Origin of the sequence: Leifsonia poae (genome assembly GCF_050632195.1) — a bacterium.
Lineage (GTDB): Bacteria > Actinomycetota > Actinomycetes > Actinomycetales > Microbacteriaceae > Leifsonia > Leifsonia poae_C.
Genome location: NZ_CP192580.1, coordinates 2,441,048 through 2,461,186, shown reverse-complemented (window position 1 = coordinate 2,461,186; position 20,139 = coordinate 2,441,048). Strand labels below are relative to the sequence as shown.

At 68.4% G+C, this 20,139-nt stretch carries 15 protein-coding genes and 2 pseudogenes; all 17 read left to right on the top strand.

What is annotated here, in order from left to right; genetic code table 11:
• Window position 1 precedes the first annotated feature (1 nt).
• On the top strand, window positions 2–2,002 hold the full coding sequence (locus tag ACQ86A_RS12470; RefSeq protein WP_431277356.1) for a primosomal protein N': 2,001 nt from the start codon (window positions 2–4) through the stop codon (window positions 2,000–2,002).
• Between the two features lie 61 nt (window positions 2,003–2,063).
• Window positions 2,064–2,975, top strand: coding sequence for a methionyl-tRNA formyltransferase (fmt, locus tag ACQ86A_RS12465; RefSeq protein ID WP_431277355.1), 912 nt, complete (start codon window positions 2,064–2,066; stop codon window positions 2,973–2,975).
• The gene (locus ACQ86A_RS12460) at window positions 2,972–4,393 is read left to right on the top strand and encodes an RsmB/NOP family class I SAM-dependent RNA methyltransferase (protein ID WP_431277354.1); all 1,422 of its coding nucleotides are present in this window, start codon (window positions 2,972–2,974) and stop codon (window positions 4,391–4,393) included. The genes fmt and ACQ86A_RS12460 overlap by 4 nt, the downstream gene beginning before the upstream one ends.
• 9 nt (window positions 4,394–4,402) lie before the next feature.
• Window positions 4,403–5,080 carry a ribulose-phosphate 3-epimerase gene (gene rpe, locus ACQ86A_RS12455; RefSeq protein ID WP_431277353.1) on the top strand — a complete coding sequence of 226 codons (678 nt, stop codon included), beginning with the start codon at window positions 4,403–4,405 and terminating at the stop codon, window positions 5,078–5,080.
• A gap of 9 nt (window positions 5,081–5,089) precedes the next feature.
• Window positions 5,090–5,353: a phosphoribosyl-ATP diphosphatase gene (locus tag ACQ86A_RS12450; protein ID WP_431277352.1), complete on the top strand. Its 264-nt coding sequence runs from the start codon at window positions 5,090–5,092 to the stop codon at window positions 5,351–5,353.
• Window positions 5,354–5,400: 47 nt separating this feature from the next.
• Window positions 5,401–6,240, top strand: a complete 840-nt coding sequence (gene hisG / locus ACQ86A_RS12445; RefSeq protein ID WP_431277351.1) for an ATP phosphoribosyltransferase — start codon at window positions 5,401–5,403, stop codon at window positions 6,238–6,240.
• Window positions 6,240–7,003 (top strand): annotated as a pseudogene (hisF, locus tag ACQ86A_RS12440) (imidazole glycerol phosphate synthase subunit HisF). Before hisG ends, hisF begins: the two are co-directional and overlap by 1 nt.
• On the top strand, window positions 7,000–7,398 hold the full coding sequence (hisI, locus tag ACQ86A_RS12435; RefSeq protein ID WP_431277350.1) for a phosphoribosyl-AMP cyclohydrolase: 399 nt from the start codon (window positions 7,000–7,002) through the stop codon (window positions 7,396–7,398). Before hisF ends, hisI begins: the two are co-directional and overlap by 4 nt.
• Complete coding sequence (locus ACQ86A_RS12430) at window positions 7,395–8,945, top strand: anthranilate synthase component I (RefSeq protein WP_431277349.1); 1,551 nt, start codon at window positions 7,395–7,397, stop codon at window positions 8,943–8,945. The genes hisI and ACQ86A_RS12430 overlap by 4 nt, the downstream gene beginning before the upstream one ends.
• Window positions 8,929–9,693 (top strand): Trp biosynthesis-associated membrane protein, encoded by a 765-nt coding sequence (locus ACQ86A_RS12425; protein WP_431277348.1) that lies wholly within the window; start codon window positions 8,929–8,931, stop codon window positions 9,691–9,693. The genes ACQ86A_RS12430 and ACQ86A_RS12425 overlap by 17 nt, the downstream gene beginning before the upstream one ends.
• Window positions 9,694–9,799: 106 nt before the next feature.
• Complete coding sequence (locus ACQ86A_RS12420; RefSeq protein WP_431277347.1) at window positions 9,800–10,030, top strand: DUF6704 family protein; 231 nt, start codon at window positions 9,800–9,802, stop codon at window positions 10,028–10,030.
• A 3-nt stretch (window positions 10,031–10,033) separates the two neighbouring features.
• A complete protein-coding gene (gene trpC / locus ACQ86A_RS12415) occupies window positions 10,034–10,804 on the top strand; it encodes an indole-3-glycerol phosphate synthase TrpC (RefSeq protein ID WP_431277346.1) in 771 nt (256 codons plus the stop codon).
• Window positions 10,804–12,015: a tryptophan synthase subunit beta gene (trpB, locus tag ACQ86A_RS12410; protein WP_431277345.1), complete on the top strand. Its 1,212-nt coding sequence runs from the start codon at window positions 10,804–10,806 to the stop codon at window positions 12,013–12,015. Before trpC ends, trpB begins: the two co-directional genes overlap by 1 nt.
• The gene (trpA, locus tag ACQ86A_RS12405; RefSeq protein ID WP_431277344.1) at window positions 12,012–12,818 is read left to right on the top strand and encodes a tryptophan synthase subunit alpha; all 807 of its coding nucleotides are present in this window, start codon (window positions 12,012–12,014) and stop codon (window positions 12,816–12,818) included. The genes trpB and trpA overlap by 4 nt, the downstream gene beginning before the upstream one ends.
• 73 nt (window positions 12,819–12,891) lie before the next feature.
• On the top strand, window positions 12,892–13,881 hold the full coding sequence (lgt, locus tag ACQ86A_RS12400) for a prolipoprotein diacylglyceryl transferase (RefSeq protein WP_431277343.1): 990 nt from the start codon (window positions 12,892–12,894) through the stop codon (window positions 13,879–13,881).
• A 149-nt stretch (window positions 13,882–14,030) separates the two neighbouring features.
• Window positions 14,031–18,607 (top strand): annotated as a pseudogene (gene gltB / locus ACQ86A_RS12395) (glutamate synthase large subunit).
• A complete protein-coding gene (locus tag ACQ86A_RS12390) occupies window positions 18,600–20,057 on the top strand; it encodes a glutamate synthase subunit beta (protein WP_431277342.1) in 1,458 nt (485 codons plus the stop codon). Before gltB ends, ACQ86A_RS12390 begins: the two are co-directional and overlap by 8 nt.
• Window positions 20,058–20,139 lie beyond the last annotated feature (82 nt).

Below are 20,139 nucleotides of genomic sequence, written 5' to 3'. Positions count from 1 at the left end.
CGTGGCGGCGGCCGGCCGGGTCGCCCGCATCGTGATCGACTCGGCGCTTCCTCAGCTCGATCACTTCTTCGACTACCGCGTGCCCGACGAGCTCGCCGACTCCGCCGTTCCGGGCGTGCGGGTGAAGGTGCCGCTGCGCTCGGCCGGGCGCATCGCCGAGGGATACCTCGTCGAGCTCGCCGCGGACGACGACGCCTTCGAAGGCACTCTCAGCCCGATCGAGGCGGTGGTCTCACCGGTTCCCGTGCTCACTCCCGAAGTGTGGGCGCTCGCGAGGCGGGTGGCCGACCGGAGCGCGGGCACGGCCAACGACATCCTCCGGCTCGCCGTTCCCGGCAGGCAGGTGCGCGTCGAGAAGGGGTGGCTCGCCCAGCGGGAGGCGGCCGCGGGGGCCGAGCCCGCGCATCCGTCGATCTCCGAACCGCCGGTGCGAGGATACGGCGACCGGGTTCTCGAAGACGCGGTTGCGAAGGGCGAGAGGCTCGCCCTGCAGGTGATCCCGCGGCTCGCGCAGCTTCCCAGCGGCGAATGGGTCGGCGAATGGGCGGTCACCCTCGCGACCCTGGCCACAGGATGCTGGGCGCGCGGCGAGTCCGCGATCGTCGCCGTTCCCGACTACCGCGACCTCGACCAGCTGGCGGCAGCGCTTGCTGCCATCGCGCCGGCGGAGGCGGTCGTGCGCGCAGATGCCTCGCAGTCGAATCCCGATCGCTATCGCGCGTTTCTCGCAGCCCTGAGCGGCTCGCGCATCGTGATCGGCAATCGTTCGGTCGTCTACGCACCCGCATCCAAGCTGGGGATGGTCGCGGTCTGGGATGACAGCGACCCACTGCATGCCGAACCGCTCAGCCCGTACGTGAACACCAGGGATGCGGCACTTGTTCGTCAGGAGCTCCAGGGCGGCGCCCTGATCTTCGCCGGACACACCCGCAGCGTCGAGGCACAGCGGCTCGTCGACATCGGCTGGATGCGCGATCTCGGGCCGGAACGGGCGGTTCTCCCGAAGGTCGTGCTGACCGCCAACCAGACGGCGGCGGAGTCGGCGGCGCGGGCCGCGCGCATCCCGTCGACCGCATGGCAGGCGGCCCGCGCCGCACTCACCGGCGACAAAGGTGTGCCGCGAGGGCCGGTGCTCATTCAGGTGGGCCGTCCGGGATACGCGCCCGTGCTCGCTTGCGCCTCGTGCGGCCAGGCGGCCCGATGCAATCGGTGCGAGGGACCGCTCGGCCAATCTCGGGCGGGTGCAGTGCCGGCTTGTGGATGGTGCGGCGCACTGGCCACCGACTGGAAGTGCGAGCACTGCGAGCACACGCGGTTCAGGATGGTCACGGTCGGCGCGGGGCGCACAGCGGAAGAGCTGGGCCGGGCGTTTCCTGGCGTTCGCGTCATCGTCTCCGACGGCGACCATCCGGTGCAGACCGTGGGCGACGCTGCGGCGATCGTCGTCGCGACGCGAGGCGCCGAACCGATCGCCGCGGGCGGGTACCGTGCGATCCTGCTGCTCGACGGCGAACGGATGCTCGCGCGCGAGAATCTGCGCGTCGCCGAGGACTGCCTCCGCTGGTGGTCCAATGCGGCTGCCCTTGCCGCCCCCGGAGCACCGACGGTGCTGGTCGGCGTGTCCGGTGCGCTCGGCCGCGCCTTCGCGACGGGGCGCTTCGCCGACTTCGCGCGCGCCGAACTGGCCGGCCGGCGCGAGCTCCGGTTTCCACCGGCAGTGCGACTCGCTTCGATCACCGGGGCCGCGGACGTGGTCGAGGAGGCGGTGTCTGCCGTCGATCCCACGCTGCTCATCGATGTGCTCGGCCCGGCGCCCCACGGCGATGGGCTCGTGCGCAGCATCCTGCGGTTCGACTACGCCAGAGGCACAGAGGTCGCTGCGGCCGTGCGGGCTGCGACGGTACGGAATGCGACGAGGCGTCGTCGCGCACCGGCGGGGAAGACGGGCTTCCGCCCCGCGCCCACCCTTCGGGTGCGCTTCGACGACCCCGACATCCTCTAACGGCCCGGCTCCAGCGCGGCCAGGTAAAATCCTTACCGATCCCAGAACCGAAAGAACCTTCATGCGCCTCGTCTTCGCCGGAACCCCGGCGGTCGCCATTCCCTCCCTCCGGGAGCTTGCCGCACGGCACGATGTGGTCGCCGTCATCACGCGACGCGACGCGGAACTCGGCCGCAAACGCGTGCTGACGCCGTCGCCGGTCGCGGTCGCGGCCGACGAACTCGGGATCGAGGTGATCAAGGCCAATCGCCTCGATGACGAGGTGACCGAGCGCATCCGGAACCTCAATGCGGATCTCGGCGCCATCGTCGCGTACGGCGGCCTCGTGCGGGAGCCTCTCCTGTCGACCCCTCGCCTCGGCTGGGTCAACCTGCATTTCTCTCTGCTTCCGCGCTGGCGCGGCGCCGCTCCCGTTCAGCATGCGGTCATCGCCGGCGATCCGATCACGGGCGCCGCCGTCTTCAAGTTGGTCCCCGATCTGGACGCGGGCGACGTCTTCTCCGAGCTGCGCCGGCCGATCGGTCCCGACGAGACCGCAGGCGAGCTGCTCGAGGCGCTCTCGCTCTCGGGAGCGACCCTGCTCGCCGACACGGTCGACGCCCTCGACGACGGGACGGCGAGCGCGGTTCCTCAGACCGGCGAGACGACTCTGGCTCCGAAGCTCGGGCTTCCGGATGCGCACCTCGACTTCTCCCAGCCCGCCGAGACCGTTTACGCCCGGCTCCGCGGCGTGTCTCCCGAACCGGGAGCGTTCGCCCTTCTCGACGGTGAGCGGTTCAAGATCCACGCCGCCCGTCCCGCTGAGGGCGAAGCGCTCCCCATCGGAGAGGTGCTGGTGCGTGACAAGCACGTGCTCGTCGGCACGTGCACGAATCCCCTCGAACTCCTCATAGTTCAGCCGTCGGGAAAGAAGTCGATGCCCGCCGCCGACTGGTGGCGCGGTGCGTCCGCCGAAAGGGTGGTCCTGTCATGAGCGCCGACCGACCAAGGCGATCCCGCGAGGGAACCCGCGAGCAGTCACGCGTGCAGCCAGCGCGCCGGGTGGCGTACGACGTGATCTCGGCCGTGCGCGAATCCGACGCGTATGCCAATCTGCTGCTCCCGACCAGGATCTCGCGTGCCGGTCTGTCGCCCGCCGATGCCGGGCTCGCCACGGAGCTCACATACGGCACGCTCCGGATGCAGGGCTACTACGACAAGGTCATCGCACGTGCTGCTGGGCGTCCGGTCGAGCGGATCGACGCGCCGATCCTCGACGTATTGCGCCTAGGCACCCATCAGCTGCTCTCCACCCGGGTCGCGCCCCACGCCGCCGTCAACGAGTCCGTGGCGCTCGCCCGATCGGTCGGGTCGCAGTCGGCCACCGGATTCACGAATGGCGTCCTGCGAGAGATCGGGCGGCACAGCCCGGAGGAGTGGCGCATCCGCATCCTCGCCGACGCGAAGAACGCGAACGAGGAGCTCGCCGACGTCACGTCGCACCCCACCTGGATCGTGCGCGCCTTCCGCCGCTCGCTGGAGGCGGAGGATCGCGGGGAAGAACTCGAGCGACTGCTCGAAGCCGACAACGCCGCTCCACGCGTCAACATGGTCGCCCTGCCGGGCCTCGCCGAGGCTCCGGTCGAGTCGACGCCCGACCGGTTCTCGCCGGTCGGCTTCACGACGGCTGGCGGCGACCCGCTGCGCCTGATGGACGCGACCGACGGCCGTCTCCGTGTTCAGGATGAGGGCTCGCAGATCGCCGCGCTGGCCCTCAGCCGAGCGCGCCCCATCGAGCAGGGCGAGCGCTGGCTCGACCTCTGCGCGGGACCAGGCGGAAAGGCGGCCCTGTTGGCGACGGAGGCGCTCGCCGGTGGCGCAGAGCTGGTGGCGAACGAGCTGGTTCCAGCGCGCGCCGACCTCGTTCGCCGGGCACTCGCCGCGGTGCCGGAGACCGTCGAGGTGTGGGAGCGCGACGGCACGACCATCGGCGAGTCGCATCCCGAGTCGTTCGACCGCATCCTGCTCGACGCGCCCTGCACGGGTCTCGGCGCATTGCGTCGCCGTCCCGAAGCGCGCTGGCGGAAGACACCGCGCGATGTCGCCGAACTCACGGAGTTGCAGTCGCGTCTGATCGACTCGGCCATCGCCGCGCTCAAGCCGGGCGGCGTGCTCGCATACGTCACCTGCTCACCGCACATCGCCGAGACGCGGGCGATCGTGGCGAACGCGCTCGACCGGAACCGCGACACGCTGGAGCCGATGGATACCGCCGGTGTCGTTCAGGAGTTCGTCGACGATCGACTCGACCTCGCGGGCGAACCGACGCACGTGCAGCTCTGGCCCCACCGGCACAACACCGACGCGATGTTCATCGCGCTCCTCACCAAAAACGGCTCGACCGAGAAATAGGCTCAAGGCATGCCCGCACGGATCAACCCCAGCATTCTGGCCGCCGACTTCGTCAACCTCGAGCGCGACCTGGACAAGATCGCCTCGGCAGACCTCGTCCACGTCGACGTGATGGACAACCACTTCGTGCCGAACCTGACGTTCGGGCCGCAGATGGTGGGACGCATCCAAGATGTGTCGAAGATCCCGCTCGACGTGCACCTGATGATCGACAATCCCGACGAATGGGCGCTCGGCTACGCGGAGCTCGGCGCATACTCGGTCACCTTCCACGTGGAAGCCGCTGCCGACCCGGTGCGTCTCGCCCGACGACTGCGGGCCATCGGGGCGCGAGCCGGTCTCGCGCTCAAGCCGGGAACCGCGGTCGACGACTATCTCGACCTCCTCCCCGAGTTCGATCAGTTCCTCGTCATGACCGTGGAGCCGGGCTTCGGAGGTCAGTCCTTCATGGCCGAGACGATGCCCAAGCTGGCGCGTCTGCGTGCCGCGGTCGACGCATCCGGAGCCGACATCTGGCTTCAGGTCGACGGGGGCATCAACGAGGAGACGATCGTGACCGCGGCCGAAAACGGCGCGGACACTTTCGTCGCTGGTTCCGCCGTGTTCCGCGCCGAGAACCCCGCCGACCAGATCAGCCTGCTGCGCGAGAGCGCCACCCGGCACCTCCACGGCCCCGCGACCTCCTAGACTGGAGGGGTGAAAACCTTCGACGACCTCTTCGCCGAGCTCAGCGAGAAGGCCGCCACCCGTCCGGAGGGTTCCGGAACGGTGCGCGAGCTGGATGCGGGCGTGCACGCCATCGGAAAGAAGATCGTGGAGGAGGCCGCCGAGGTCTGGATGGCTGCCGAGTACCAGTCGGACGAAGAGACTGCCGAGGAGATCTCGCAGCTGCTCTACCACCTGCAGGTGCTTCTGCTGGCCAAAGGCCTCGCCCCGGCCGACGTGTACCGACATCTGTGATCCGAACCCACCGTTCTGATCACCCCTCGTACACGAAAGACTGACCAATGCTGAAAATCGCCGTCCCCAACAAGGGTTCGCTCTCCGAGACCGCGGCTCAGATGCTCGCCGAGGCCGGCTACCACGGCCGCCGCGACCCGAAAGAGCTGATCGTCGCCGACCCGCGCAACGACGTGGAGTTCTTCTACCTCCGCCCGCGCGACATCGCCACCTATGTGGGCTCGGGGGCTCTAGATGTCGGTATCACCGGCCGCGACCTCCTGCTCGACTCCGAGTCGCCCGCGGCGGAGATCGCCGCCCTCGACTTCGCCGCCTCGACGTTCCGTTTCGCCGGACCGACCGGTGTCTTCACCGACCTCGCCGACCTCGACGGCAAGCGCGTCGCCACCAGTTATCCCGGTCTTGTCGGCGCCTTCCTCACCGACAACGGGATCGACTCGACGCTCGTCAACCTCGACGGCGCGGTCGAGTCCGCCGTGCGGCTCGGGGTCGCGGATGCGGTCGCAGACGTCGTCGAGACCGGCACTACTCTCCGCAAGCAAGGCTTAGAGATCTTCGGTCCGGTGATCCTGGAGTCGGAGGCGGTGCTGATCTCGTCGCCCGCCACCGCATCCGGAGTCGACACCCTGCTGCGGCGTCTGCAGGGCGTGATGGTCGCGCGCCAGTATGTGCTGGTCGACTACAACCTTCCGGTCGCACTCTTGGACGCGGCTGTCGCCCTCACGCCGGGCGTCGAGTCGCCGACGGTGTCACCACTCGGCGAACCCGATTGGGTGGCCGTGCGCGTGATGATCAAGCGCGAGCAGACGAACCACATCATGGACGGCCTGTACGAGCTGGGCGCGCGCGCCATCCTCGTCACGTCGATCCACGCGGCGCGCATCTGATGAGCGTCGCGGTCAGGGTCATCCCGTGTCTGGACGTGGCCGACGGCCGCGTCGTCAAGGAGTGAACTTTCAGAACCTGCGCGACCAGGGCGATCCCGTCGAACTGGCGCGGTCGTACTTCGAGCAGGGCGCGGACGAGCTGACGTTCCTCGATGTCACGGCGACCGTGGACAATCGCGCCACGACGTACGACGTCGTGCGGGCGACGGCCGAGCAGGTCTTCATCCCGTTAACCGTCGGCGGGGGAGTGCGCAGCACCGAAGACGTCTCGCGGCTGCTGGCCAGCGGCGCCGACAAGGTCGGCGTCAATTCTGCGGCGATCGCACGCCCGGCGCTGGTCGCCGAGATCGCGGACCGGTTCGGCGCTCAGGTGCTCGTGCTGTCGCTGGACGTGAAGCGGTCCGCGAGCACAGCATCCGGATTCGTCGTCACCACTCACGGCGGACGCACCGAGACCGACCTCGACGCCCTCGACTGGGCGGCGACGGCGATCGAGCTCGGCGCCGGAGAACTGCTGGTGAACTCGATCGACGCTGACGGTACCAAGGAGGGCTTCGACCTGGAGCTCATCCGGCTCATGCGCGAGATCAGCAGCGTTCCCGTGATCGCCTCGGGCGGCGCGGGCAAGGTCACCGACTTCGCGCCGGCCATCGGGGCGGGGGCGGATGCAGTGCTCGCCGCCAGCGTCCTCCACTCCGGTGAGATGAGCATCGGCGATGTCAAACAAGAACTCGCGAAGGCGGGTCTGGAGGTCAGGTCATGACGGAAGCAGCGACGATCGATCCGGCCATCCTGGACCGGGTCGCGTTCAACTCCGACGGGCTGGTTCCCGCGATCATCCAGCAATGGGACACCCTCGAGGTGCTCATGATGGGCTGGATGGACGCCGAGGCGTTTCGTCGCACTCTCACCGAGGGACGTGTGACGTTCTGGTCGCGGTCGCGCCAGGAGTACTGGCGCAAGGGCGACACCTCGGGCCACGCGCAGTACGTCAAGGGCGCCGCACTGGATTGCGACGGCGATACTCTGTTGGTGAGCGTCGAGCAGATCGGCGCCGCCTGCCACACCGGCACGCACACATGCTTCGACGGCGACCAGCTCGCGCCGGTCGTCGGCCACGTGCCGGACACGGCCCAGACCACCTCGGAGGCCTCGTGATCGCCACCACGGACACCGGCTCCACCAGCCGCGACAGGTTCCGTGCCCTGCTCGCCGACCATCGGGTCGTACCGGTGGCGCGCGAGCTCTTCGCCGACGGTGAGACACCTGTAGGCATCTACCGCAAGCTGGCTGCGAACCGTCCGGGCACGTTCCTGCTCGAGTCGGCCGAACAGGGCGGCATCTGGTCGCGGTTCTCGTTCGTCGGCGTCTCCTCGTTCGGGGTGCTGACCCAGGACGGGGATGCGGTGCGCTGGCTCGACTACGGCGTCTCCGCCGAGCGCGCCCTCGGCACCGCCGCGGACCTCCCGCCACTCGAGGCGCTGTCGGCCCTGTACGCCCGCTGGCAGACGCCGCGCGTCGAGGGTTTGCCGCCGCTGACCGGCGGCCTCGTCGGTTTCATCGGCTGGGAGGCGATCCGGCAGATCGAACGCCTGCCCAACCAGCCACCAGCGGACTACGACATCCCCGGGCAGGCGCTGGCGTTCTCGGCCGACCTCGTCGTCATCGACCACCGCTCCGGTACGGTCCAGCTCATCGCCAACGTCCTGAACGATGGACAGGACGACGAGGACGCGCTGTGGGCAGAGGCCCAGAGCAGACTCGATCGGATGCAGACCGGTCTCGCGCAGCCGTCGGAAGCCTGGCTCGCCCAGGTCGACCTCGCCACCCCGGCCGACCCCGTGTCGCGCACGAAGCGCGAGGACTTCCTCGCTGCGGTCGTCACCGCCAAGGAGCGGATCGTCGACGGCGACATCTTCCAGGTCGTCGTCTCCCAGCGATTCGAGCTGGAGTGCTCCGCGCATCCGCTCGACGTCTACCGTGTGCTCCGCAGCCTGAACCCGAGCCCGTACATGTACCTGCTGGCTTTGGAGCGTCCGGACGGCGGGGCGTACTCCATCGTCGGATCGTCACCCGAAGCGCTCTTCAAGGTGCAGAACGGTCGCGCGTTCACGCATCCCATCGCCGGCTCGAAGCCTCGCGGAGCGACGCCCGAGGAGGACCTCGACTTCGAGACCACCCTGCTCGGCGACGACAAGGAGCGCGCCGAGCACCTGATGCTCGTCGACCTCGCTCGCAACGATCTCGCGAAGGTCTGCCGGGCGGGCTCCGTCGAGGTGACCGAGTTCATGCGCGTCGAGCGCTTCAGCCACATCATGCACATCGTCTCCTCCGTCGAGGGCGACCTGCTGCCGACGGCCACGGCCATCGACGTGTTCCGAGCGACGTTTCCGGCGGGAACGCTGTCGGGGGCTCCCAAGCCGCGGGCGCTCGAGATCATCGATGAGCTCGAACCGGCCCAGCGCGGTGTCTACGGTGGCGTGATCGGCTACTTCGGCTTCGCCGGCGACGCCGACCTCGCCATCGCGATCCGCACGGCCACCATCATGGACGGCGTCGCGCGCGTGCAGGCCGGCGGCGGACTGGTGGCCGACTCGATTCCCGAGAGCGAGTTCCAGGAGTCGCAGAACAAGGCTGCTGCACCGCTTCGCGCGGTCGCCGTCGCGAACGCCATGAGACGGGTGCACGGTGTCGGAAGCGACTGAGGAAGCCACCGTACGTCGCGGGTCGCGTCGGGCGAAGTACCTGACGATCCTCGCGGTCGTGATCGGCGCCGGGCTCGTGCTCCTAGCGGCGACGCAACCGTGGTTCTCCGTCGTTCTCACCGCTGCGGGCGGCCACGCGGGCGCACTCGTCGTGCAGGGTTCGGCTGCCGCGCCCGCGCTGACCGCGCTGGCTCTGGCCGGGCTCGCCCTGGCGGCGGCGCTGGCGATCGCCGGCCCGGTGTTCCGGATCGTGCTCGCGGTGCTCGGGCTCCTGCTGGGCGCGAGCGTCCTGATCTCCTCCTTCACGGCGATCAGCAATCCGGTTCAGGCCGCGTCGTCGGCGATCACGTCGGCGACCGGGGTGTCGGGGGACGCATCCGTCGCGCGGCTGGTCGCACGCGTTGACACGCAGGTCTGGCCGGCGGTCGCGGTCGCCGGCGGGATCGTGCTGCTTCTGGCCGCGGTCGCCGTGATCGTGACAGGCCGGCTCTGGCCGGGGGCGTCGAAACGGTACGAGGCCCGATTCGAAGACCAGAACGGCGCGAATGCCGCTGAGGTCTTCGCGGCTCAGGATGCGGTCGACACCGCCGATGCCGCCACCATCCCCGCCGACGACGACACCGAGGCGCGCGCTGTCGCCGAGAGCGGCGACGCGGGAGCGGCGAACGCACCCGCGAAACCCCTCGAACGCGATCAGGCCATCGACAGCTGGGACGAGCTCAGCCGCGGCGAGGATCCCACGCGCTGAGCGGGCTGCACGAACCCCTGCGACCGCACTCGCTAGACTTGAACAGAACCCCATTGATCCACCGTGCGCGGCACATCGAGCCGCACACCTCACGAGCAGGAGTCCCATGAGCACCGAGTCCGTCGAACCAGGCCACGGTCACTCTCCGGCGGCGTGGACGGCCGTCATCATCATGCTGATCGCTTTCACGATTGGCGCGATCGCGTTCTTCTACGAGCTTCCGATCGTCGTGTGGGCCGCTGCGGGCCTCGCGATCGTCGGCCTCATCGTCGGCTGGGGCATGAAGCGTGCCGGTTACGGCGTCGGGGGAGCCAAGACCCAGCCGAAGGGCCACTGACGCGTGCTCGCCGACCTCGTCGCCGGCGCGCTCCAGGACGCCGAGCGGCGGCGGGCTGATCGCCCGCTCGCTGTCGTCGAGGCGGCCGCCGCCGACCGTGCCCCCGCTCTCGACGCACTCGCCGCACTCTCGCCCGCCGAGCGCGTGAAGATCATCGCCGAGGTCAAGCGCTCGAGCCCGTCGCGCGGTGCCCTGGCCGAGATCGCCGACCCCGCCGCCCTCGCCGTGTCGTACCAGACCGGCGGCGCCAGTGCGATCAGCGTCCTCACCGAGGAGCGCCGGTTCAACGGCTCGCTCGCGGATCTCGAAGCCGTCCGTGCCGCGGTCTCGATCCCGGTGCTCCGCAAGGAGTTCATCGCCGACCCGTACCAGGTGTTCGAAGCCCGTGCTGCCGGCGCCGACCTGGTGCTGCTGATCGTCGCCGCCCTCGACCAGAAGTCGATGGTGTCGCTCTACGAACTGATCACCTCTCTCGGCATGACGGCCCTCGTCGAAGCCCACTCCGCCGACGAGTTGAGCCGTGCGCTCGACACGGGCGCGGGTCTCGTGGGCGTCAACGCCCGCAACCTCTCAACGTTCGAACTGGACAGGGATCTCTTCGGCAGGCTCGCCGACAGCATCCCGTCCGGTGTCATCCGCGTCGCAGAGTCCGCCGTCAAGACGGCGGCCGATGTGGCGCACTATCGGGCCGCGGGCGCGGATGTCGTGCTCGTCGGCGAGGCGCTCGTCACGAGCGACCCCGTCGCGACGCTCGAGGAATTCCTGGTGGTCTGATGTCCCTTCGTTCCGAAACCGGCCCGTACTTCGGCGACTTCGGCGGGCGCTTCGTTCCGGAGTCGCTGATCGCCGCCCTCGACGAGCTGTCCGCGGCGTGGGAAGAGGCGAAGGTCGACCCGGCGTACATCGCCGAACTCGACGAGCTGAACCGCACATACACGGGCCGCCCCTCGATCATCACCGAGGTGCCGCGCTTCGCCGAGCACGCCGGTGGCGCGCGCATCATCCTGAAGCGCGAAGACCTCAACCACACCGGATCTCACAAGATCAACAACGTGCTCGGCCAGGCCATTCTCACCAAGCGGATCGGCAAGACCCGGGTCATCGCCGAGACCGGCGCCGGTCAACACGGTGTCGCCACGGCGACCGCTGCAGCCCTCTTCGGCCTCGACTGCACCATCTACATGGGCGAGGTCGATACTGAACGACAGGCGCTGAACGTGGCCAGGATGCGCCTGCTCGGCGCCGAGGTCGTGGCTGTCAAGACGGGCTCGCGCACGCTCAAAGACGCGATCAATGACGCGATGCGCGACTGGGTGACCAACGTCGAGAACACCAACTACATCTTCGGCACCGTCGCGGGACCGCATCCGTTCCCCGCCATGGTGCGCGACCTGCAGAAGATCATCGGCGAAGAGGCGCGCCAGCAGGTGCTCGAGCTGACCGGCAGGCTTCCGGATGCCGTCGTCGCGTGCGTCGGAGGCGGCTCGAACGCGATGGGCATCTTCCACGCCTTCCTCGACGACGAAGACGTGCGCCTGATCGGCTACGAGGCCGGCGGTGAGGGCGCGGAGACCCCGCGTCACGCTGCGACGATCACGAAGGGCCGTCCGGGCGTGCTGCACGGCGCCCGTAGCATGCTGCTGCAGGACGAGGACGGGCAGACCATCGAGTCGCACTCGATCTCGGCCGGACTCGACTACCCGGGGGTCGGCCCCGAGCACGCCTGGCTCGCGAGCATCGGTCGTGCACAGTACCTTCCGATCTCCGACGCCGAGGCGATGGATGCGCTGCGGCTGCTCAGTCGCACCGAGGGCATCATCCCCGCCATCGAATCCTCACACGCTCTTGCGGGCGCCCTCGCACTGGGGCGCGAGCTCGGACCGGAGGCCATCATCCTGGTCAACCTCAGTGGCCGAGGCGACAAGGACATGGAGACCGCTGGACGCTATTTCGACCTGATCGACGAGAGCGCGGTGCAGTCGTGAGCGGAACCACCTCGGCGAGTCGCGTGGCCGACACGATCGCCCAACGCAATCGGGATGCCGCCGGAGCCTTCATCGGCTACCTGCCTGCCGGCTTCCCCGATCTGCAGACCAGCATCGACGCCGCCGTCGCGATCGCCGAGAACGGCGTCGACATCATCGAACTCGGCCTTCCGTACTCCGACCCTGTGATGGACGGAACGGTCATCCAGGCGGCGACTCAGAAGGCCCTGGCGAGCGGTTTCCGGCTTCGCGACGGCTTCACCGCCGTTCGCGAGATCACTGCGCGCGTCGACGTGCCCGTTCTGGTGATGACGTACTGGAACCCGGTCGTGCAGTACGGCGTCGATCGGTTCGCCGACGACCTGGTCGCTGCCGGGGGAGCGGGCCTCATCACTCCCGACCTGATCCCCGACGAAGGAGCCGACTGGCTCGCAGCCTCGGAGCGCGCTGGGCTCGACCGCGTCTTCCTTGCGGCCCCATCATCGACAGAGGCGCGCCTGCGTCAGGCCGTCGAGGCGAGCCGTGGCTTCGTGTACGCCGTCTCGACGATGGGCATCACCGGTGCCCGGTCGGACGTCGACGCCGCGGCCCGGTCGCTCATCGCCCGTCTCCGTGACGTCGGCGCGACCAGCGCCTGCGTGGGCGTCGGCATCTCGACCGCCGACCAGGTGGCGGAGGTGCTCGAATACGCCGATGGCGCGATCGTCGGGTCGGCTCTGGTGAAAGCTCTGGCAGACGGAGGCGTCGAGCGCGTCGCCGAGGTCGCTGCGGAGCTGTCAAAGGGCACCGCAAAAGCAAAATAGACTATGGTGGCCGCGCGCACGTTCTGCGCGGTCTGATCAACTTCGAAAGGTGAGTCATCGGGTGTTTGCGACGATGAGCAGCTGGTACGCGAGCATTCCCAGCCCGGGGCCCGAGTGGCAGCAGATCCCGATCGACTTCTGGTTCATCCACTGGCGTGTCCAGACGTACGCGATCTGCATCCTGATCGGTATCGTCGTGGCCGCGATGTGGACGTCGCGCCGTCTCTCGAAGCGTGGTGCCGAGCCGGGCGTCGTGCTCGACATCATCCTGTGGGCGGTTCCCCTCGGAATCATCGGCGCGCGCATCTATCACGTGATCACGCACCCGGCCGACTACTTCTACCCGGGCGCCGACCTGCTGAAGACCCTCTACATCTGGGAGGGCGGAAACGCCATCTTCGGTGCACTGATCGGTGGCGCCGTCGGTGCGTACATCGGCTGCCGCTGGTCGGGAATCCGGTTCTGGTCGTTCGCGGATGCGCTCGCCCCGGCGATGCTGTTGGCTCAGGCCCTCGGCCGCCTCGGCAACTACTTCAACCAGGAGCTGTTCGGCCTGCCGACCAACGTTCCGTGGGGCCTCGAGATCGACGCCGGCAACAAGGCGATCCCGGTCGGGCTCCCCGAGGGCACGCTCTTCCAGCCGCTGTTCCTCTACGAGATCATCTGGAACATCATCGGGATCTTCGTGATCATCTGGCTTGAGCGCAAGTTCCAGCTGCGCTGGGGCAAGGCGTTCGCGGTCTACCTCATCTGGTACGGCCTCGGCCGGTCCTACCTGGAGTCGATCCGCATCGACCCGAGTGAGTTCAACTTCCTGGGCATCCAGACCAACGTGTGGGCCGCGTTCGCCGCCGTGGTGCTGGGCGTCGTGCTCTTCATCGTGCAGTCGCGCCGCCACCCCGGACTCGAGCCGAGCGTGTACCGACCCGGACGTGCGTGGATTCGCCCGGATGCTGAGGTAGACTCTGACGACACCGATTCGGATGATGACGCTCACGGCGATGACGCCACTGAACCGACCGGATCGCGCGCAGCCAAAGCCACAAGCTCACTCGGCTCGTAAGTCTTTCAGCCGAGGACCCTCTAAAAGCACCTCGGACAGAACCGCCTCCCCGCACCGCACCAGGTGGAAACGAGCGGAAACTTCCCCCTTGTTCCCGGGCCGATGGCGTCCCTCCGTAATTGACGTCAAGACGTGAGGACGGTCGACATATGGCACTCAAGCCTCCCCACTCCCGCTTCGGTTCCTTTCCCGAGAAGCAGGGTCTCTACGACCCTGCCCTCGAGAAGGACGCCTGCGGTCTCGCTATGGTCGCGACTCTGCGCGGCACCGCAGGCCACGACATCATCGATGCGGCCCTGAACGCTCTCCGCAACCTCGAGCACCGCGGTGCGGTCGGCTCCGACGCCGGCACCGGTGACGGCGCCGGCATCATCACGCAGGTTCCGGATGCGTTCCTTCGAGCCGTCGCCGGCCTCGACCTGCCCGGTGCCGGTCGCTACGCCGTCGGCAACGCCTTCCTGCCTCTCGAGGCGGGGGAGCGCGCGGCCGTCAAGGCCGCTATCGAGGCGATCGCCGTCGAGCAGGAGCTCGTCGTGATCGGCTGGCGCGAGGTCCCCGTGAGCCCCGCCGAGATCGGCAACCTGGCGCGCGACGCCATGCCGGCCATCGAACAGCTCTTCGTGTCGAGCACACGAACGGGAGAGGACGGGGAGCCGGTCGGCGGCATCCTTCTCGACCGTCAGACGTTCTTCCTGCGCAAGCGGGTCGAACGCGAGCTCGACGTCTACTTCACCTCTCTATCGAGCCGGACGCTCGTCTACAAGGGAATGGTCACCACGCTGCAGCTGGAGCCGTTCTATCCCGATCTGTCCGACCAGCGATTCGCGTCCAAGCTCGCTCTGGTCCACTCCCGCTACTCGACGAACACGTTCCCGTCGTGGCCGCTCGCGCAGCCTTTCCGCATGATCGCTCACAACGGCGAGATCAACACCGTGCAGGGAAACCGCAACTGGATGCGGGCCCGCCAGTCGCAGCTCGAAAGCGAGTTGCTCGGCGACCTCGCACCCGTGCTTCCGATCGTCACGCCGGGCGCCAGCGACTCCGCCTCGTTCGACGAGGTCGTGGAGCTGCTCTCGCTCTCCGGCCGGTCGCTGCCGCACGCGGTCATGATGATGGTGCCGGAGGCTTGGGAGAACCAGTCGGAGATCGACCCGGTGCGCCGTGACTTCTACGAGTACCACTCGATGCTCATGGAGCCGTGGGACGGCCCCGCCGCGATCGTCTTCACCGATGGCTCCGTCGTCGGTGCGACCCTCGACCGCAACGGACTCCGTCCCGGCCGCTACGTCGTGACCAACGACGGTCTCGTCGTTCTCGCGAGCGAAATCGGCGTTCTCGACATCGAGCCGAGCCGTGTCGTGCGCAAGGGCAGACTGCAGCCCGGCCGGATGTTCCTGGTCGACACCGTCGCCGGTCGCCTGATCGAAGACGACGAGATCAAGTCGGAGCTCGCGGCGAGCGAGCCGTTCGGCGAGTGGCTCGAGCAGGGCCGGATCAACCTCAAAGACTTGCCGGAGCGCGAGCACATCGTGCACACCCCGGCTTCGATCACGCGGCGCCAGCGAACGTTCGGCTACACGGAGGAGGAGGTGCGCATCCTTCTGAAGCCCATGGCCACGACGGGTGCGGAGCCCCTCGGCGCCATGGGCTCCGACACGCCCGTCGCAGTGCTCTCCGACCGCCCGCGCCTGCTCTTCGACTACTTCACGCAGCAGTTCGCGCAGGTCACCAACCCGCCGCTGGACTCCATCCGCGAAGAGGTCGTCACCTCGCTGAAGCTCGGCCTCGGCCCGGAGCGCAACCTGCTCTCCGCCGGTCCGGAGCACGCCCGCCAGGTGGTGCTCGACTTCCCGGTGATCGACAACGACGAGCTGGCGAAGATCCAGCACATCGACCCGCGACCCGGCAGCCGTCTGACCACCACGGTCAAGGGCTTGTACCGGTTCAACGACGGCCCCGACGCGATGGCGGAACGGCTCGCCGAGATGTGTGCGGAGGTCGACGAGGCGATCGAGGCCGGCGCCCAGTTCATCGTGCTGAGCGATCGCGACTCGAACAAAGATCTGGCTCCGATCCCGTCCTTGCTGATGCTCGCGGCCGTGCACCACCATCTCATCCGCGCCGAGAACCGCATGAAGGTCGGGATCATCGTCGAGGCCGGCGACGTCCGCGAGGTGCACCACGTCGCCCTGCTGATCGGCTACGGAGCGTCCGCGATCAACCCGTACCTGGCGATGGAGACCTGCGAGGAACTCGTCCGCAGCGGCCTCATCACCGGCATCACACCGGAGAAGGCCGTCAAGAACGTGATCAAGGCGCTCGGCAAGGGCGTCCTCAAGATCATGTCGAAGATGGGGATCTCGACGGTCTCGTCGTACGCGGCCGCCCAGGCCTTCGAGGCCGTCGGTCTCAGCCAGGAGCTCGTCGACCAGTACTTCACCGGCACCACCAGCAAGCTGGGCGGAATCGGCATCGATGTGCTCGCGGCCGAGAACCTCGCCCGTCACGCGTCGGCCTACCCGTCCGAGGGCGCGGTGCTTGCGCACGAGCGTCTCCAGACCGGGGAGAGTACCAGTGGCGCCGCGACGGCGCCCCGCACCTGTTCAACCCGGAGACGGTCTTCCGGCTGCAGCACTCCACGCGCACACGCCGCTACGACATCTTCAAGGAGTACACGTCGGCGGTCGACGAGCAGGCCGAGTCGCTCATGACTCTGCGCGGCATGTTCAAGCTGCAGAGCGGCGTGCGTCCAGCGATCCCGCTCGACGACGTCGAGTCGGTCGAGAGCATCGTCAAGCGGTTCTCCACGGGCGCGATGAGCTATGGCTCCATCTCCAAGGAGGCGCACGAGACCCTCGCGATCGCCATGAACCGGCTCGGCGCCAAGTCGAACACCGGTGAGGGCGGCGAGGATCTCGACCGTCTGCTCGACCCGGAGCGGCGGAGCGCGATCAAGCAGGTCGCATCCGGACGCTTCGGCGTCACGAGCATGTACCTGACGCATGCAGACGACATCCAGATCAAGCTCGCCCAGGGCGCCAAGCCGGGCGAGGGCGGTCAGCTGCCGCCGACCAAGGTCTACCCGTGGGTCGCCCGCACCCGGCACGCAACGGCCGGCGTCGGCCTCATCTCGCCGCCTCCTCACCACGACATCTACTCGATCGAAGACCTGAAGCAGCTGATCTTCGACCTGAAGCGCGCGAATCCGGATGCCCGGGTGCACGTCAAGCTCGTCAGCGAGTCGGGCATCGGCGCGGTCGCGGCGGGTGTCGCGAAAGCGCTGGCCGATGTCGTGCTCGTCTCCGGCCACGACGGCGGCACGGGCGCATCGCCGGTCAACTCGCTCAAGCACGCGGGAACACCGTGGGAGCTCGGACTCGCCGAGACGCAGCAGACGTTGATGCTCAACGGGATGCGCGATCGCGTGGTCGTGCAGGTCGACGGCCAGCTGAAGACCGGCCGTGACGTCATCGTCGGCGCCCTGCTCGGCGCTGAGGAGTTCGGCTTCGCAACCGCTCCGCTAGTGGTCTCCGGCTGCATCATGATGCGCGTGTGCCACCTCGACACGTGCCCCGTCGGTGTCGCCACCCAGAACCCGGAGCTGCGCTCGCGTTTCACGGGCAAGCCCGAGTTCGTCGTGAACTTCTTCGAGTTCATCGCGCAGGAGGTGCGCGAGTACCTCTCCGAGCTCGGCTTCCGGTCGCTCGATGAGGCCATCGGCCACGCAGAGCTCCTCGACGTGAACGGTGCGATCGAGCACTGGAAGGCGTCCGGACTCGACTTGGCGCCCATCCTGACCGGCCCGGACTTCCCGGCAGATGCGCCCCGCAAGAACGCGCGTCAGCAGGACCACGAGCTCGACAAGCACTTCGACAACCAGCTCATCGAGCGCAGCGCCGAGGTGCTGGCACGCGGTGGTCACATCGAGATCGACCTGCCCATCCGGAACACGGAGCGCGCGGTCGGAACCATGCTCGGACACGAGGTGACTGTGCGTCACGGCGAGAACGGTCTGCCGACCGGCTCGATCGAGATCACGCTCACCGGATCCGCCGGGCAGTCGCTCGGCGCCTTCCTTCCGAGCGGCATCACGCTGCGCCTCGAAGGCGACTCCAACGACTACGTCGGCAAGGGGCTCTCTGGCGGCCAGATCGTGGTTCGACCCGACCGCAACAGCGTGTTCCCGGCAGAGCGGAACGTGATCGCCGGCAACGTGATCGGCTACGGCGCGACCCAGGGCAGCATGTTCATCCGTGGCATCGTGGGCGAGCGCTTCCTGGTGCGCAACTCCGGCGCGACGGCCGTTGTCGAAGGCGTGGGCGACCACGCTCTCGAGTACATGACCGGTGGCCTCGCGGTCATCCTCGGCGGAACGGGGCGCAACCTCGGAGCCGGTATGTCCGGCGGCACCGCCTACGTGTACGAGCTCAAGGAGGATCGCGTGAACCGCGACGCTCTCGCCAGCGGCGAGCTCGAACTCCTCCCGCTCGGGAGCGCCGATGTCGAGATCGTCCGCGATCTCCTCGAACGCCACTCCGCCGAGACCGAATCGGCTCTCGCGGCCGACCTGCTCGAGAACTTCGACGACACCGTCGCGAAGTTCGTCAAGGTGCTGCCGCGTGACTACGCGGCCGTGCTGCAAACCCGTCAGAACGCGGTCGACGAGGGGCTGGACCCCGACGGCGACGTTGTCTGGAACAGAATTCTGGAGGTGACCGGTGGCTGACCCGAAGGGCTTCCTCAAGGTTACGGAGCGCGAGCTCCCCAAGCGCCGTCCGGTCTCGGTCCGTCTCATGGACTGGAAAGAGGTCTACGAGGCCGGCGACCCGAGCACACTGCGTCAGCAGGCCGGACGCTGCATGGACTGCGGCGTGCCGTTCTGCCACCAGGGCTGCCCCCTCGGCAACCTGATCCCGGAGTGGAACGACCTGATGTGGCGCGGCGAAGGCCGGCAGGCCATCGACCGCCTGCACGCGACGAACAACTTCCCGGAGTTCACCGGGCGGCTGTGCCCGGCGCCCTGCGAGTCGTCGTGCGTCCTCGGCATCAACCAGCCCGCCGTCACGATCAAGCAGGTCGAGGTCTCGATCATCGACCAGGCCTGGCAGAACGGCTGGGTGCAGCCGCATCCGCCCGAGCGCCTCACCGGCAAGACTGTCGCCGTCGTCGGTTCAGGCCCTGCGGGTCTCGCGGCCGCTCAGCAGCTCACTCGCGCCGGCCACACGGTCGCCGTGTACGAGCGCGACGACCGAATCGGCGGACTGCTTCGCTACGGCATCCCGGACTTCAAGATGGAGAAGAAGCACCTCGAGGCGCGACTCAACCAGATGATGGCCGAGGGCACCCGCTTCCGGGCGGGCGTCAACATCGGCGTCGACATCACCTGGGAAGACCTGCGCGCACGCTACGACGCCGTCGTGATCTCGACCGGCGCGATGGTTCCGCGCGACCTCCCCGTTCCCGGACGCGACCTCAGCGGCGTGCACTTCGCGATGGAGTACCTCGTTCAGCAGAACAAGGTCGGTGCGGGCGACACGGTCGCCGACCAGATCACGGCCGAGGGCAAGCACGTCGTCGTCCTCGGCGGCGGCGACACCGGTGCGGACTGCATCGGCACCGCACACCGCCAGGCGGCGGCCTCGGTCACCAACCTCGCCATCGGCAAGCAGCCGCCGAGCGAGCGTCCCAGCCACCAGCCGTGGCCGACGACGCCGACGCTCTTCGAGGTGCAGACGGCGCACGAAGAGGGCGGTCACCGCGAGTTCCTCGCCTCGACCGTCGAGTTCCTCGCCAACGAGTACGGCGAAGTGCGGGCCATCCGCGTCGCTGAGACCGAGTACCTCGACGGACGCCGCGTTCCCAAGGCGGGCACCGAGCGCGAGATCCCCGCCGATCTCGTGCTGCTCGCCCTCGGCTTCACCGGCCCCGAGAGCGACGACCTGGGCACCCAGCTCGAGGTTCCGTTCGACGAGCGCGGCAACGTGCAGCGCGACGCCGACTACCAGACGAGCCAGCCCGGCGTGTTCGTGGCCGGGGATGCGGGCCGCGGCCAGTCGCTCATCGTCTGGGCGATCGCCGAAGGCCGTGCAGCGGCATCCGCCGTTGACCGGTATCTTGAAGGGGAGACGCAGTTGCCGTTCCCCGTCCGACCCACCGACCGGGGGATCCTGGTCTGAGATCTCAGACGACCACGCGCATCCGCCGCGTGATGTCCCCACCGAATCGAGCGCCGTCAGGGGCGCAGAATCACGGAGCAAG

Coding starts and splice junctions, on each gene's coding strand:
- trpB (WP_431277345.1), top strand. CDS start 10,804: ATGTCCCTTCGTTCCGAAACCGGCCCGTACTTCGGCGACTTCGGCGGG.
- hisG (WP_431277351.1), top strand. CDS start 5,401: ATGCTGAAAATCGCCGTCCCCAACAAGGGTTCGCTCTCCGAGACCGCG.
- fmt (WP_431277355.1), top strand. CDS start 2,064: ATGCGCCTCGTCTTCGCCGGAACCCCGGCGGTCGCCATTCCCTCCCTC.
- rpe (WP_431277353.1), top strand. CDS start 4,403: ATGCCCGCACGGATCAACCCCAGCATTCTGGCCGCCGACTTCGTCAAC.
- lgt (WP_431277343.1), top strand. CDS start 12,892: ATGAGCAGCTGGTACGCGAGCATTCCCAGCCCGGGGCCCGAGTGGCAG.
- ACQ86A_RS12420 (WP_431277347.1), top strand. CDS start 9,800: ATGAGCACCGAGTCCGTCGAACCAGGCCACGGTCACTCTCCGGCGGCG.
- ACQ86A_RS12460 (WP_431277354.1), top strand. CDS start 2,972: ATGAGCGCCGACCGACCAAGGCGATCCCGCGAGGGAACCCGCGAGCAG.
- hisI (WP_431277350.1), top strand. CDS start 7,000: ATGACGGAAGCAGCGACGATCGATCCGGCCATCCTGGACCGGGTCGCG.